General features: G+C 53.8%; 13 protein-coding genes. All 13 read left to right on the plus strand.

What is annotated here, in order from left to right; genetic code table 11:
• Positions 1–4 precede the first annotated feature (4 nt).
• The 13 genes from B5E82_RS14800 (at position 5) to B5E82_RS14860 (ending at position 15,721) form a co-directional block, all read left to right on the plus strand.
• Complete coding sequence (locus B5E82_RS14800; protein WP_087308321.1) at positions 5–943, plus strand: phosphoglycerate dehydrogenase; 939 nt, start codon at positions 5–7, stop codon at positions 941–943.
• A complete protein-coding gene (locus B5E82_RS14805) occupies positions 940–1,620 on the plus strand; it encodes an HAD family hydrolase (protein WP_087308322.1) in 681 nt (226 codons plus the stop codon). Before B5E82_RS14800 ends, B5E82_RS14805 begins: the two co-directional genes overlap by 4 nt.
• Positions 1,610–2,554 (plus strand): hypothetical protein, encoded by a 945-nt coding sequence (locus B5E82_RS14810; protein WP_140393159.1) that lies wholly within the window; start codon positions 1,610–1,612, stop codon positions 2,552–2,554. The genes B5E82_RS14805 and B5E82_RS14810 overlap by 11 nt, the downstream gene beginning before the upstream one ends.
• A 17-nt stretch (positions 2,555–2,571) precedes the next feature.
• On the plus strand, positions 2,572–4,020 hold the full coding sequence (gnd, locus tag B5E82_RS14815) for a decarboxylating NADP(+)-dependent phosphogluconate dehydrogenase (RefSeq protein ID WP_087308324.1): 1,449 nt from the start codon (positions 2,572–2,574) through the stop codon (positions 4,018–4,020).
• Positions 4,021–4,304: 284 nt separating this feature from the next.
• On the plus strand, positions 4,305–5,021 hold the full coding sequence (locus tag B5E82_RS14820) for an AzlC family ABC transporter permease (protein ID WP_087308325.1): 717 nt from the start codon (positions 4,305–4,307) through the stop codon (positions 5,019–5,021).
• A complete protein-coding gene (locus B5E82_RS14825; protein WP_087308326.1) occupies positions 5,014–5,322 on the plus strand; it encodes an AzlD domain-containing protein in 309 nt (102 codons plus the stop codon). The genes B5E82_RS14820 and B5E82_RS14825 overlap by 8 nt, the downstream gene beginning before the upstream one ends.
• Positions 5,323–5,731: 409 nt before the next feature.
• Positions 5,732–6,811, plus strand: a complete 1,080-nt coding sequence (locus tag B5E82_RS14830; protein ID WP_087308356.1) for a carbamoyl phosphate synthase small subunit — start codon at positions 5,732–5,734, stop codon at positions 6,809–6,811.
• The gene (gene carB, locus B5E82_RS14835) at positions 6,804–10,001 is read left to right on the plus strand and encodes a carbamoyl-phosphate synthase large subunit (RefSeq protein ID WP_087308327.1); all 3,198 of its coding nucleotides are present in this window, start codon (positions 6,804–6,806) and stop codon (positions 9,999–10,001) included. Before B5E82_RS14830 ends, carB begins: the two co-directional genes overlap by 8 nt.
• Positions 10,002–10,143: 142 nt before the next feature.
• The gene (locus B5E82_RS14840) at positions 10,144–11,802 is read left to right on the plus strand and encodes an NAD(P)H-hydrate dehydratase (protein WP_087308328.1); all 1,659 of its coding nucleotides are present in this window, start codon (positions 10,144–10,146) and stop codon (positions 11,800–11,802) included.
• Positions 11,796–12,722 carry an AEC family transporter gene (locus B5E82_RS14845; protein ID WP_087308329.1) on the plus strand — a complete coding sequence of 309 codons (927 nt, stop codon included), beginning with the start codon at positions 11,796–11,798 and terminating at the stop codon, positions 12,720–12,722. Before B5E82_RS14840 ends, B5E82_RS14845 begins: the two co-directional genes overlap by 7 nt.
• Before the next feature lie 110 nt (positions 12,723–12,832).
• Positions 12,833–13,792, plus strand: a complete 960-nt coding sequence (gene prmA / locus B5E82_RS14850) for a 50S ribosomal protein L11 methyltransferase (RefSeq protein WP_087308330.1) — start codon at positions 12,833–12,835, stop codon at positions 13,790–13,792.
• Between the two features lie 34 nt (positions 13,793–13,826).
• Positions 13,827–14,564: a 16S rRNA (uracil(1498)-N(3))-methyltransferase gene (locus B5E82_RS14855; protein ID WP_087308331.1), complete on the plus strand. Its 738-nt coding sequence runs from the start codon at positions 13,827–13,829 to the stop codon at positions 14,562–14,564.
• Between the two features lie 2 nt (positions 14,565–14,566).
• On the plus strand, positions 14,567–15,721 hold the full coding sequence (locus B5E82_RS14860) for a cysteine desulfurase family protein (protein ID WP_087308332.1): 1,155 nt from the start codon (positions 14,567–14,569) through the stop codon (positions 15,719–15,721).
• The last annotated feature ends 25 nt before the right edge of the window (positions 15,722–15,746 follow it).

A 15,746-nucleotide genomic window follows, 5' to 3' on the forward strand; every position in this document is an offset into this window, starting at 1 on the left:
CAAAATGAAGGTATTGATTACACCAAGATCCTTTGGAAAAAACAGTGACGAGGCGTTCCGGCGTCTGGAAGAGGGCGGATTTGAGATTATAAGAAAAGCAGACGGCTCTATCTATACGGAGGAAGAGATGAAGGCGGCGGTGGAGGATGCGGACGCGGTCATCGTGGGCGTAGACCCAATGAACGCGGATGTGCTCTCCTGTGCGAAGAAGCTGAAAATGATTTCCAAATATGGAGTAGGCACGGACAATATCGATCTGGATTACTGTAAGGAGCATGGGATCACGGTGGAGATTACCCGTGGGGCGAACAGCGCTGCTGTGGCAGATTTTGCTTTTGCCCTGATGCTTGGGCTGGCACGCCGCATGGTGGAGATTGACAAAGGCTGCCGTGTGGGCGACTGGTCGAAAAAGGAGAGCCTGGATGTCTATGGAAAGAAACTGGGCGTGCTGGGACTGGGAGCCATCGGAAAGGGCGTGGTAAGGCGCGCGCGGGGTTTTGACATGGAGATCTATGGATACGATGTGTTCCGCGACGAGGCGTTCCTGAAAGAAAACCATGTGAAATTTACAGATGTGGAAGAGATTTTCAGGGAATGTGACTTTATCTCCGTACACCTGCCCCTTTTAAAAGAGACGGAGCACCTGATAGACAAAAAACTTCTGTCCACGGCGAAGAAGAACCTGATCCTGATTAACACAGCCAGAGGCGGTATTATCGACGAGAAGGATCTCTATGAGGCGTTGAAAGAGGGCAGGATCTACGGCGCGGGCATCGATGCGTTTGAATGCGAGCCGGCGTCTGAATCGCCGCTTCTGGAGCTTGACAATGTGATCTTAGGCTCCCACTGCGCCGCTTCTACCAGAGGGGCCGTCGATAAGATGACAGAGATGGCGGCGTCCCATGTGCTGGAATATTTTAGCAGAGAGGAAAGCGGAAAATGAGCGGTTCTGCAAAGCTATCGACGGTAATCTTTGATATGGATGGCTGCCTGATCGACACAGAGCAGGCATATATCCAGGCATGGGCCCATGCCTTTGAGGTAAAGGGAATTCCGATTGCTTCGGAGGAACTGATTTCCTGGGCAGGTACCGGAAAAAACGAGATCAACGACATCGTCACAGGAATCGTAGGCAGCAGGGAGCTGGCTATGGAGCTGCGCCAGATCCGGGAGGATTATTTTTATGTCCTTTTGGAACGGGGGAATATCTATGAAAAACCTTATGCCAGCGAAATCCTGGATTTTTTAAAGCGGCGGGGAATCCGCACGGCTGTGGCTTCTTCTACATTTTCAGATCGGGGAAATATCCTTCTTGAGTATTTCAAGTTTCGGGATAAGCTGGACTGCGTGACCTGGGGGGACGAGGTAGAGCATCCGAAACCAAGTCCGGATCCATATCTAAAGACACTGGAAAAATGCCGCGTTTCCAGGGAGGAGTGCATCGTCTTTGAGGACTCCTATAATGGCGTCCTGGCCGCGCTGAACGCGGGGCTTCGCGTCATCCATGTGCCTGACACCAGTGTAAAGATGAAGAAAGAGCTTCCGCCTGTCTATACGTCAGTGCATGATTTTAAAGAAGGCATGGAAGTGATACGAGGAATCTTGGAAAGTGGAAACTAGGGATTTGATTCTGCGCTATGGGTTTGTGGCCGGAAAGCGCTATACAAGAAGACAGAAGCTTAAATTTCTGCTGGGATTTACACAGGATTTGGAAGAACTTGGATGGCGTACGGAAGCAAAAGAGACGACGGAGAAAAACCTGAAAAATGTAAATCTCTACATAGGGGATCTAGGTAAAGCCAGGGTGATTGCAGAGGCGTACTATGATACGCCGCCGGTCAGTCTGACGCCTGGCGCTTATCGCTTTTTCAGCGTCAGCTGCCGCAGAAACGAACGGATGTATGCTGTCATTGTACCGATGCTTTTGATCCTGGCGGCCGGAGCGCTGTTTTTCTGGAAGGCATCCGCTTCTTTGTTTGACGAAGCAGGGAGACTCAGCAGAGCCGGGGTGCTGAACGTCGCGGTTTTGTTCGTTCTTCTGGCGCTGATGTACAAATGCCGCAAAGGTATTCCGGGAAAGAGGAATGTCATCCGCAATACATCCTCTTTGCTGGCGCTGTACCGGCTGGCGGAGCAGGAAAGAAGGAATAAGCGGCTGGCGTTTGTTCTGACAGATGATGGCTGCGGGGCTGGCCTGGGTGCCAGAGTGTTAAAGGGCAGGAAGAGACGCGATCAGATAGTCGTACACCTTTCCTGTGTCGGAGCGCGGGAACAGCTGTACCTTCTGTATGATTCAGGAACACAGAATGAGGCAGGGCTTCCGGGGCTTCTTAAGCTTTGCGCGGAAAACGGGCTGGAAGCGCTGGATATTCGGTCAAAGCCGGACTGGAAGCTGGAAGGATTTGAAGGCGCAGATCTGTATGTGGCTGCCGGGAGACCGGAAAAGGATGGCTTCTTTTTGGGGAAGAAGCAGCTTTTGGAAGCGGAGCTTTCAGAGGAAAACATAGAAAAAACGACAGCATTTTTGGCGGGACTGGAAAAAATATTGCGTTAAAAGAGGAGAAAGGGACTATGAAGAAATCAGATATTGGCCTGATTGGACTTGCCGTGATGGGAGAGAATCTCGTTATGAATATGGAGAGCAAAGGGTTTCAGGTAAGCGTGTTTAACCGGACGGCCCAGAAGGTCACAGATTTTCTGGAGGGCCGTGCGAAAGGAAAGAAGATTCTGGGCGCTTATTCGCTGGAGGAGCTGGCAGGGCAGCTGGAAAAGCCCCGCAAGGTTATGATGATGGTGAAGGCGGGTCAGGCGGTGGATGATTTTATCGAGAAGCTGATTCCGCTTCTGGAGCCGGGCGACATCATCATCGACGGAGGCAACTCCCATTTTCCTGACACGATCCGCAGGACGAAATATGTGGAGAGTAAGGGGCTTTTGTATGTGGGATGCGGCGTCTCCGGCGGAGAGGAAGGCGCGCTGAAAGGGCCGTCCCTGATGCCAGGAGGTTCCAGGGAAGCATGGCCTTATATCAGGCCGATCTTTCAGGCGATTGCCGCAAAGGTCGAGGACGGTTCCCCTTGCTGTGAGTGGGTCGGCGGCGACGGAGCGGGCCATTTTGTGAAGATGGTGCACAATGGCATCGAATATGGCGATATGCAGCTGATCTGCGAAGCGTACCAGATCATGCGGGATTATCTTGGTATGACGCCGGATGAGATGCACGATGTATTTGCAGAATGGAACAAGGGAGAGCTTGACAGCTATCTTATCGAGATTACCCGCGATATTCTGGCTTATAAAGAAAATGGTACGCCGATGGTAGATCTGATTCTGGATACGGCGGGCCAGAAGGGGACTGGAAAATGGACAGGGATCGCGGCGCTGGATGAGGGCGTGCCTCTGACGCTGATCGGCGAGGCAGTCTTTGCGCGCTGCCTGTCTGCAATGAAAGAAGAGCGCGTGCACGCTTCTGAAATTCTCAAAGGGCCAAAGCCCGTGTTTGAAGGCGGCAGGGAGAAATTTATTTCCTGTATCCATGACGCCCTGTATGCCGCAAAGATTGTATCGTATGCCCAGGGCTACGCGCTTATGAGAGCGGCGGCCAAAGCTTACGGCTGGGAATTAAATTACGGCGAGATCGCGCTGATGTGGAGAGGCGGCTGCATTATCCGTAGCGTATTCCTTGGAAACATCAAGGAAGCCTTTGACAAGAATCCAGATCTTGAGAATCTGCTTCTGGACGACTTTTTCCACAGTGTAGTGGAGAGAGCCCAGGACGGCTGGAGGGAGGTATGTGCGGCGGTGATGAAAAACGGCATCCCGGCCCCTGCGATCTGCTCCGCTTTGAACTACTACGACGGATACCGGAGCGCAAGACTGTCTGCAAATCTTCTGCAGGCCCAGAGAGACTATTTCGGCGCTCATACCTACGAGCGTGTGGATAAGCCCAGAGGAGAGTTCTTCCACACCAACTGGACGGGAGCCGGCGGAAATACAGTAGCAACGACATACAACGCATAGGCACGCATTTTCTGCGCAATGCGCGGATGGAGGGTGTTCCGAAAGCTGTAAACGGCTGGAGGGACGCCCTCCTTTTTTCTCTAGGAAGGAGTGAAAGCATGGCTGGGGATTTTTGCAGTTCTTGAATCTTTACTTGCCTAATTTCGGAAAAAAACTTATAATAGCGTTGGTGTGCGGACACTGGCGTGCCGCTGCCAAAATAAGTCTGAATCGAAAAGCCTGCGTTCCGCCGCATACGGAGGAACACAGGAAGTATATTTTCACAGATACAGGGGAGAAGAACTATGAGTGACAGAAGCATACAATTCCGTTCAGGCATTGTAGATGGAATACCGATAGCCCTGGGCTACCTGGCGGTATCCTTCACCTTTGGAATCATGGCAGGCGATGCGGGGCTTTCGGTGGCGGAAGCTGTGGTGCTGTCCTTTACGAACCTTACCAGCGCGGGGCAGTTTGCGGGCCTTGGCGTCATGCAGGCGGAAGCTTCCTTTGCAGAAATGGCGCTGACCCAGCTTGTGATTAACCTTCGCTATTGCCTGATGTCCTGTTCGCTGTCCCAGAAGCTGTCGCCGAAGATGCCTTTTTTCCACAGGTTTTTGATAGCGTATGGCGTCACCGATGAGATTTTCGGCGTCTCGGTGTGCCGGGAAGGAACTTTGAGCCCCTGGTACAGCTATGGGCTTATCAGCGCTGCCGTTCCTGGCTGGACCATCGGTACGCTTCTGGGGGCTGTGTCGGGAAATCTGCTTCCCCAGAGGCTTTTAAGCGCCCTGAGCGTGGCGCTTTATGGGATGTTCCTGGCGGTGATTCTGCCTCCGGCCAGGGAAAATAAGGTCCTGATGGGTATTATTCTTGTATCCATGGCGGCAAGCCTGCTCTTTGCGGCTGTTCCGGTACTGAGCGGCATTTCTTCCGGTTTTAAGATTATCATTTTGACTGTTTTGATAGCGGGAGGGGCTGCCTTCCTGTTCCCGGTAAAGGAGGAAAAAACCGATGTATAGCGTTTTTGGATATATCGCGGTCATGGCGGCAGTGACTTATCTGATCCGCATGATTCCGCTGGTGCTGCTGAAAAAAGAGATTACAAATACCTGGGTGAAATCGTTTCTGTTTTATGTGCCTTATGTGACGCTGGCGGTGATGACCTTTCCGGCGATTCTGGAGGCGACGGATTCTCTGATTTCCGGCGCGGCGGCCTTGCTTGTGGCAGTGGTTCTGGCTTATCGGGGAAAGAGTCTGATTCAGGTAGCGGCTGCGGCCTGTGCGGCAGTGTTTGTGCTGGAGCTGTTTCTCGTGAGGTAGAGAATAGAAAAGTATAGATACCCTTAGCAGACAGGAGCGTTCCCGCTCTGCTGAGGGCATTGCCCCCTGTATACCGGCGCTGTCCGTTAGCCGAATAGGGCAAAACACATTTCATATCAGCCGATACTGTAAAATCCGTCAAATTATGAATGACATGGCGGAACTGTTACCAATTTGGGTTTCAATTCTAAAAAAAATCCTTGAAGTCCCCCTAATCTTATAGTATAATAAATCAGATTTAGAGGAATATATGGCTACACGTGCGCAAAGAGGCAGTATCTGTCTTTTTTTTTGAAAATTTTTAACTATGAGCTTCGTTCACATTTTTCACGCTGTGGCAGCTGTGGAAGGCAAAAGTGAATGGCAGCGAAACGAAGCGCCGGGAGACAAGGAAAGGAACAGGTGGATTATGAAAGCTTTTCTGATACTGGAAGACGGACATGTGTTTACAGGCACCAGCATAGGAGCGCAGCGCGAGGTGGTAAGCGAGATCGTGTTCAACACCTCCATGACGGGCTATCTGGAGGTGCTGACGGACCCATCCTACGCGGGACAGGCTGTGACTATGACGTATCCGCTGATTGGGAATTATGGCATCTGCTATGAGGATATGGAATCGGAGCGGCCCTGGCCGGACGGTTATATCGTCCGGGAGCTGTCCCGGCTTCCCAGCAACTTCCGAAGCCAGGATACGATTCAGAACTTCCTGGAGAAATACGGGATTCCGGGAATTGCCGGCATCGACACCCGTGCGCTGACAAAAATCTTACGTGAGAGCGGCACCATGAACGGAATGATTACCACAAAGGAATATGAATCTCTCGATGAGGTGCTGCCGCGTCTTAAGGCCTATACCACAGGCAAGGTGGTGGAAAAGGTGACCTGCAGAGAGAAAAAGGTGCTGGAGAACGATGGATTTAAGGTGGCCCTTCTGGACCTGGGCGCCAAGCGGAACATTGCCCGTTCTTTGCACGAGCGGGGCTGCGAGGTGACGATTTACCCGGCGGATACAAAAGCGGAGGAAATCATCGCAAGCCGCCCGGACGGCATCATGCTGTCGAACGGCCCGGGAGACCCAAAAGAGTGCGGATCCATCATTGAGGAAATTCGTAAGCTTTACGAGACGGACATCCCGATTTTCGCTATCTGCCTGGGCCACCAGCTGATGGCGCTGGCGACCGGAGCCGACACCTATAAGCTGAAATACGGCCACCGGGGCGGCAACCATCCGGTGCGCGACCTGGAGACGGGCAGGGTCTACATTTCCTCTCAGAACCACGGTTACGCGGTGGATACAAAGAGCCTTGATCCGGCTGTGGCCGTGCCCGCCTTTGAAAACGTCAACGACCGGACGAACGAGGGGCTGCGCTATACGGGCAAACATATTTTTACCGTACAGTTTCACCCGGAGGCCTGCCCTGGCCCCCAGGACTCCAGCTATCTGTTCGACCGTTTTATTCATACCATGGAGGTGAAGAAGAATGCCTAAGAATCCTTCTATTAAAAAAGTTCTCGTAATCGGAAGCGGTCCTATCGTCATCGGACAGGCCGCGGAGTTCGACTATGCAGGCACCCAGGCCTGCCGCTCCCTGAAAGAAGAGGGAATCGAGGTGGTTCTTCTCAATTCCAACCCGGCCACGATCATGACCGATAAGGACATCGCGGATCATGTATACATTGAGCCCCTGACCGTGGAGGTGGTGGAGCAGCTGATCCTGAAAGAAAAGCCGGACAGCGTGCTGCCGACCCTGGGCGGCCAGGCGGGCCTCAATCTGGCGATGGAGCTGGAGGAGTGCGGCTTCTTAAAGGAACACGGCGTGCGGCTTATTGGCACCACCTCTGAGACGATTAAAAAGGCAGAGGACCGTCTGGAATTTAAGAGCACCATGGAGAAAATCGGCGAGCCGGTGGCGGCATCCCTCGTGGTAGAAAGCGTCGAGGACGGCGTTGCCTTTGCCAGCAAAATCGGCTATCCGGTGGTGCTGCGTCCGGCCTACACCCTGGGCGGCAGCGGCGGCGGAATCGCCCACAATCAGGAGGAGCTGGAAGAGATTCTGGCCAACGGCCTGAGACTTTCCCGTGTGGGACAGGTGCTTGTGGAGCGCTGTATCGCCGGCTGGAAGGAAATCGAGTATGAGGTAATGCGGGACGGCGCAGGAAACTGCATCACCGTATGTAATATGGAAAATATCGATCCGGTAGGCGTACATACCGGCGACAGTATTGTGGTAGCTCCCTCCCAGACCCTGGGCGACAAGGAGTACCAGATGCTGCGTACCTCCGCGCTGAATATTATCAGCGAGCTGAATATCACCGGAGGCTGCAATGTGCAGTATGCCCTTCATCCGGAAAGCTTTGAATACTGCGTCATCGAGGTAAATCCCCGTGTAAGCCGTTCCTCCGCTCTGGCATCCAAGGCCACCGGATATCCCATTGCCAAGGTGGCGGCGAAGATCGCCCTTGGTTATACGCTGGATGAGATTCCGAACGCGATTACCGGCCAGACTATGGCCAGCTTTGAGCCCATGCTGGACTACTGCGTCGTGAAGCTGCCCCGTCTGCCCTTTGATAAATTCATCAGCGCCAAGAGAACCCTGACTACCCAGATGAAGGCTACCGGAGAAGTTATGGCCATCTGCGATAACTTTGAGGGAGCTCTGATGAAAGCCATCCGTTCTCTGGAGCAGCATGTGGACAGTCTGATGTCCTATGATTTTACCGCCCTTTCCAGGGAAGAGCTTTTGAATCAGCTGAAGGTGGTGGATGACCGCCGTATCTGGGTGATTGCCGAGGCCATCCGGAAAGGCATCTCCTACGAGGAGATCCATGCGATCACCAAAATTGACCTCTGGTTTATCGATAAGATCGCGATTCTTGTGGAGATGGAGCAGGCCCTGAAAACGCAGGAACTGACGGTGGATCTTCTGAGGGAAGCAAAACGGGTGGAATTTCCGGACAATGTGATTGCCCGCCTTACGGGAAAGGCAGAAGAAGAGATTCGGGATCTGCGGTACGCGAACGGCATCACGGCTGCCTATAAGATGGTAGATACCTGCGCGGCAGAATTTGCGGCCAGCACGCCCTACTATTATTCCGTATTTGGAAGCGAGAATGAGGCGGAGACCGGCAGCGGCCGTAAGAAAGTGCTGGTACTGGGCAGCGGCCCCATCCGGATCGGCCAGGGTATCGAGTTTGATTTCTGTTCTGTACACTGTACCTGGGCTTTCTCGAAGGAAGGCTATGAGACTATTATTATCAACAACAATCCGGAGACAGTAAGTACGGACTTTGATATTGCGGATAAGCTGTATTTTGAGCCCCTGACTCCCGAGGATGTGGAGAATGTGGTACGGCTTGAAAAACCGGACGGAGCGGTGGTTCAGTTTGGCGGCCAGACGGCCATCAAGCTGACAGAGGCTCTGATGAAGATGGGAGTACCGATCCTGGGAACCTCCGCGGAAAATGTGGACGCGGCCGAGGATAGGGAGCTTTTTGACGAGATTCTGGAACAGTGCGGCATCCCGCGTCCGAAGGGACATACGGTATTTACGGCGGAGGAAGCCAAGAAAGCGGCGAATGAGCTGGGCTACCCGGTTCTGGTGCGCCCCTCCTATGTGCTGGGCGGCCAGGGCATGCAGATTGCTATCAATGACAAGGATGTGGAAGAGTTCATCGGCATCATCAACCGGATTACCCAGGAGCATCCGATCCTTGTAGACAAATATCTGCAGGGCAAGGAGATCGAGGTGGACGCGGTCTGCGATGGTGAGGATATCCTGATTCCGGGAATCATGGAGCATATCGAGCGTGCCGGTATCCATTCCGGAGACAGCATTTCCGTGTATCCGGCAAAGAGCATCAGCGACAAGGTGAAGGCTACCATCGAAGAGTATACCAGAAGACTGGCCCGTTCTCTTCATGTTATCGGCCTGATCAATATTCAGTTTATCGCGGTGGGCGATGAGGTGTATGTCATCGAGGTAAATCCCCGATCCAGCCGTACCGTGCCCTATATCAGCAAGGTAACGGGCATTCCCATTGTTCCGCTGGCTACGAGAGTGATCCTGGGCCACAAGATCCGGGAGCTTGGCTATACGCCGGGACTTCAGCCGGAAGCGGATTACTATGCCATCAAGATGCCGGTATTTTCCTTTGAGAAGATCCGGGGAGCGGATATCAGCCTGGGACCGGAGATGAAATCCACCGGAGAGTGTCTTGGCATCGCGAAGACCTTCAATGAAGCCCTTTACAAGGCGTTCCTGGGCGCTGGAATCCGCCTGCCCAGGTATAAGAATATGATCATCACGGTCCGGGATGAAGATAAGCCGGAGGCGGTGGAGATCGCAAAGCGCTTTGAGGCTCTGGGCTACCAGATTTACGCCACAAAGGGAACGGCAAGGGCTCTGATGGAGGCAGATGTTTCCGTGCGCCTGACCAGAAAGCTGGAGCAGGAGTCTCCGAATATTCTGGACCTGATTCTGGGCCACAAGATCGATCTGGTCATTGATACGCCTTCCCAGGGTGTGGAGCACAGCCATGACGGCTTTATCATCCGGCGCAATGCCATCGAGACAGGCGTCAATGTGCTGACGGCTATTGATACGGCAAAGGCTCTGGTGACCAGTCTGGAGAATACAGACGCGAGAGCGCTGACACTGATTGATATTGCGAAAATCTGACAGGATAACGAGTTCCGTCTGCGGAGCTCTTCACAGACTGCCATGGAAAGCCGGACGGACAGGGCCGGTTTTTCATGTGCAGTCTCTTTTGGCATAAAAGGTGATTTGTAAAAGCGTCCGGAAAAGGAAAGGAAGTGGCGGCATGAGAATTGCGTCAGCGGCGCAGATGAAAGAGATAGACCGGGTGGCAATCGAAGAGCGGAAGATACCTTCGCCTGTTCTGATGGAACGGGCAGCCCGCCATGCAGCGGAAGAAGCATTGGCGTTTTTGAAGGAAGGAAAGAAGCGGGAGCCTTTTCGGATCGCTGTCTTCTGCGGACCGGGCAATAACGGCGGCGACGGCGTGGCAGCGGCCCGTTTTCTGGCAGAGAAAGGGATGAAGGTCCGCGCTTTTTTGGTGGGAAGCCGTGAGAAGCTGACAGCGGATACGCGCCTGATGGAAGAGCGGCTCCGGGAAGCAGGGCTTTTGCTTGAGGACTGGCAGGCGGAAGCAGAGAATTCGGAACAGAAATCCTGGTGCGCTTCTGCGGATCTGATCCTGGATGCCCTTCTTGGAATCGGCCTGAAGGGAGAAGTGCGGCCGGATGTGAGAGAGGTCCTTCTTTGGCTGGATTCCCTTGGAATTCCGGTGCTGGCGGTGGACATTGCCAGCGGCATCAGCACCGACACGGGAGCGGTTCTGGGCGCGGCCCTTCATGCGGCCCTGACTGTGACTTTTACTCTGCCCAAATTCGGCCATTATGAGGGACAGGGTGCTTATTACACAGGCAGGCTGAAGGTCTGTGATATCGGAATTCCGGAGGACGCGGTGGAACAGGTTCTGTCTTCGGGAGCGGCCGAAGGAGCAGAAGAAGAGGGACAGAAAGAGAGGGGGCAGCAGGAGAAGGGCAGGGAGCGGAATCCTGTCTTTGAGGCCTGTGACGCGGCCTGTGCCGGAGCCCTGCTTCCGAAACGCCGGAAGGACGGACATAAGGGGACTTTCGGGAAGGTCTCTATTACAGGCGGAAGCGTAGGCTTTACGGGAGCTCCGGTGCTTGCCTCGCGTGGAGCCGCCCGCTGCGGGAGCGGTCTGGTGTTCTTAAGCGTTCCTGAGAGCATCTATCCGATTACGGCGGCTTCCTGTCTGGAGGTAATGCCTTCTCCCCTTCCGGAACAGAACGGAAAGGTTTCTTCCGGAGCCTTCTTTCAGATCCTGGAGCGTCTGAACGCCTGCGATGCGGGACTTATCGGGCCGGGACTGGGAAGAAGCCAGGAGCTGTCTCTGCTGGTCTGCAAGCTGCTGGAGCAGACGGCCACGCCTCTTGTGCTGGACGCGGACGGGCTGTATGCCATAAAGGACAGAAAGGAGCTTCTGTGCCGGCGGTATGAAAAAGGCCTGACAACTATCCTGACGCCTCATGAGGGAGAATTCGCTTATCTGGGCGGCGATCTGTCGGAAGGACGGAAGATGGCGGCTCTCCGATTCGCGCAGAAGTATGGCTGTATTCTGGTACTGAAGGGCCCGGCGACTGTCACGGCCTCGCCGGAGGGAAAGGCCTATATCAATACGACAGGAAATAACGGAATGGCAAAGGGCGGAAGCGGCGACGTGCTGGGCGGCATGGCATTGTCCTTCCTCGGCCAGGGAATGGAACCTCTGAAGGCAGCCGCTCTGGCAGTGTACCTTCACGGCCTGGCCGGCGATCTCTGCCGCGACAGGCTTGGGGAATACGGCATGCTGCCGGGGGATCTGGCAGAGGAGATCCCTGCCGCCATTCTGCGCCTGCAAAGAGGCTGCGGAGAGGAGTTGAGGACATGGTAGATATGAAAAGCCTGCTGACCATGCAGGGGATGATGTTTCTGATGATCCTGATTGGCGCGGGACTCCGGAAAATACAGATCGTGACCACGGAAGGCCGCCGGAGCATGACGAATCTTGTGGTCAATCTGGTCCTTCCCAGCAATATTTTGTACGCTTTTTCCAACGCGGACGCTTCTGCCTTCCGCTCCATGCTGGTGGTAGTGGCCATGGCCTTCCTGATTCAGCTTGTCTGGTATCTGCTGAGCAAGGTCCTCTGGAGAAATATGCCAAAGAGCCGCCGGGGCGTCATGCGCTACGCTTTTCGGTTTTCCAACTGCGGTTATCTGGGAAATCCGGTCATAGAAGGGCTTTACGGAGCTCCCGGGCTGGTGTACGCCTCAGTCTTTCTGCTTCCGGTCCGTCTGTTTATGTGGAGCGTCGGCCTGGAATGTTTTCAGGAAGGAGCAGGAAGCTTCCGGAAGACAGTAAGACGGGCGCTGACTCATCCCTGTGTGCTCGCTACGATCCTGGGCGTGCTGTGGATGTTCTTTCCCATAAAGCTGCCGGATTTCCTCTATAATACCATATCTGGTTTTAACCAGTGCCTGACACCCCTGACCATGCTGGTAATCGGCTTTATCATGGCAGAGACGGATCTGCGGAAAATGTTCTGCAGAGATCTGTTTGTGATTACGGGGCTTCGGCTGCTGATTCAGCCCATGCTGGTGCTGGCAGTCTGCAGGCTGCTGAATCTGGAGACGCTGGTGGCAGAGGTGGTCACAGTGCTGGTGTCCATGCCTGTGGCGAATACCACGGCGCTTCTCGCGTCCCAGCATGACTGTGACTATACATTTGCAAGCAATGTGGTGGTATTTACCACGCTGGTGTCCATGATTACGATTCCCATGTACAGTCTGCTGGTGGGAGCGGTCTTCGGTTAAGCTTGCCGGGGCTGTGGATTTATGGTAAGATGTGCAGAAGGGATGGGCAGACTGGAGAAAAGGTCTGCCGGGAAAGCCGCTCTGCGCGGCAGAAAGGAAGATAATCAGCATTGAAGTGGAAGAAATATACATTAAAAACAAGGACGGAAGCGGAAGATTTGATCAGTTCCATGATGCAGGAAGCGGGGATTGAGGGAATTGAGATTGAAGACAAAGTCCCTTTAAGTGAGCGTGATAAGGAGCAGATGTTTGTGGACATTCTGCCGGACGCGCCGGATGACGACGGAGTGGCCTATATCAGCTTTTATCTGGAGCCGGATGAGGATCAGGCAGAGATGCTGCGTAAGGTGCAGGAAGGTCTGGATGAGATCTGCGGCTGGGGTGTGGACGTGGGAGAGGCTACGATTACAGCTTCCGAGACAGAGGATAAGGACTGGATTAATAACTGGAAGGAATTTTTCCATCAGTTTTATGTGGATGATATTCTGATCAAACCTTCCTGGGAAGAAGTGCAGCCGGAGGACCGGGACAAGCTTCTGATTCAGATCGATCCGGGCACGGCATTCGGAACGGGTATGCATGAGACGACTCAGCTGTGCATCCGCCAGCTGCGGAAATATCTGACGCCGGAGACAGTGCTGCTGGATGTGGGAACGGGAAGCGGAATCCTTTCTATCATCAGTCTGAAGCTCGGCGCGAAACGGGCGGTGGGGACGGATCTGGACCCCTGCGCTCTGGAGGCGGTCAAAGAAAATATGGAAGTCAACGGTATCGATCCGGCGTCCTTTGAGATGATGATTGGAAACATCATTACCGAAAAGGAAGTACAGGACAGAGTGGGGTACGGCTGCTATGACATCGTAGTGGCGAACATTCTGGCGGAGGTGCTGGTGCCTTTGACGCCGGTGATTCTGGCCCAGTTAAAGCCTGGCGGAATCTATATCACTTCCGGGATTATAGACGACAAGGAAGAACTTGTGGTACAGACGGTAAAGGACTGCGGACTGACGGTGCTTGAAGTGGCGCATCAGGGAGAATGGGTCAGCGTGACAGCCCGGAAGGATCGATGAAAAATCAGTTCAGAGGATAAAGGAGTTTTCGCGTATGCATCGTTTTTTTGCGGAGCCCTCACAGATTGGGGAAAAGGAAATCAGAATCACCGGGCCGGATGTGAACCATATCCGGAATGTTCTGCGCATGCGGCCGGGAGAGGAGCTTCTGATTGCGGATGGAACTGGCGGAGAATACCGCTGCCTGATCTCTGAGATCAGAGAAGATGAGGTGCGGGCGGAAATCTGCTGGAAGCTGGCCGGAAACGCGGAGCTGCCCTGTGAAATCACGCTGTTTCAGGGACTGCCCAAAGGGGATAAGATGGATTTTATTGTCCAGAAATGCGTGGAGCTGGGCGCGGCCCGGATTGTTCCGGTTTCCACCAGGCGGACCATTGTGAAGCTGGACGCAAAGAAAGAAGAAAGCCGCAGAAAGCGCTGGGCAGGGATTTCAGAGAGCGCGGCAAAGCAGTCTGGCCGGGGTGTGATCCCGGAGATTACCGGTGTCAGAAGTTTCCGGGAGGCTCTGGAAGAGGCGGGAAAGCTGGATGTCTGCCTGATTCCTTATGAGAGAGCGGAACATATGGCACATACCCGGGAAGTATTCGGAAGCATTGCTCCCGGCTCTTCCATTGGCATTTTCATCGGGCCGGAAGGCGGATTTGAGGAAGAGGAAGTGGAGTACGCCATAAAGGCGGGGGCAAAAGCCATTACCCTGGGACGCAGAATACTGCGCACCGAGACGGCGGGCATGGCGGTGCTTGCCATGCTTGGATATTTACTGGAGGAATAGTTATGGAAGCATATCTGGATAATTCGGCGACGACCCGCTGCTACACGAAGGCGGCGAAGCTGATGTATGATATTATGACGGAGCATTACGGCAATACCTCTTCCCTCCATACCAAGGGAGTGGAAGCCGAGCGATATAAGCGGGAAGCGGCAAAAATCATTGCCCGCAGCATGAAGGTGGAAGAGAAGGAGATCTGTTTTACTTCCGGCGGCACGGAGAGCGACAATCTGGCGCTGCTGGGCTGTGCCCGGGCCAACCGCAGGGCAGGAAACCATCTGATAACCACCTGCATTGAGCACGCGGCCGTTCTGAATACCATGAGAGCGCTGGAGGAGGAAGGCTTCCGTGTGACTTATCTTCCGGTGGACGAAAAAGGTGTGGTCCGCCTTTCGGATCTGGAAGAGGCTCTCTGTGACGACACGATTCTGGTTTCTGTCATGTATGTAAATAATGAGATAGGTTCCGTACAGCCCATAGGAGAGATTGGGGAACTGCTGAAAAAGCAGAACCACAGGATTCTGTTCCATGTAGACGCGGTGCAGGCTTATGGAAAGTTCCGCATTTATCCCAAAAAGCTGGGGATTGATCTGATGAGCGTCAGCAGCCACAAGATTCATGGGCCCAAGGGCGTGGGCTTCCTCTATGTAGACTCCCGTGTGAAGATTCTTCCGATCCTGTTCGGAGGCGGCCAGCAGCGGGATCTGCGTTCCGGTACGGAGAACGTTCCGGGGGATGCCGGATTTGCGGAGGCTGTAAAAGAGGTTTATACAGACTTTGACGAGAAGATAGAGCGTCTTTATTCACTCAGGGAATATTTTGTGCGGGAAATCGGAACGATAGAGGGAACTACTGTGAATGGTCCCGGGGGCCGGGAGGGAGCGCCCCATATTGTGAGCGTCAGCTTTGCAGGCGTGCGCAGCGAGGTCCTTCTGCATGCGCTGGAGGAAAGGGGAATCTATGTATCTTCCGGTTCTGCCTGCTCTTCCAATCATCCGGCCTTAAGCGGTACGCTGAAAGCCATTGGAGTAAAAAAGGAGCTTTTGGATTCCACGCTGCGGTTCAGTTTCTGTGAATTTACCACAAAGGAAGAGCTGGATTATACGCTTGGAGTTTTAAGGGAGCTTCTGCCGGCTCTGCGGCGGTTTACCCGGAGATAGATTAAGAGAAACAGCAGGAGAGAAA

This window comes from Lachnoclostridium sp. An138 (genome assembly GCF_002160765.1).
GTDB classification, from domain to species: Bacteria; Bacillota; Clostridia; order Lachnospirales; family Lachnospiraceae; genus Laedolimicola; species Laedolimicola faecalis.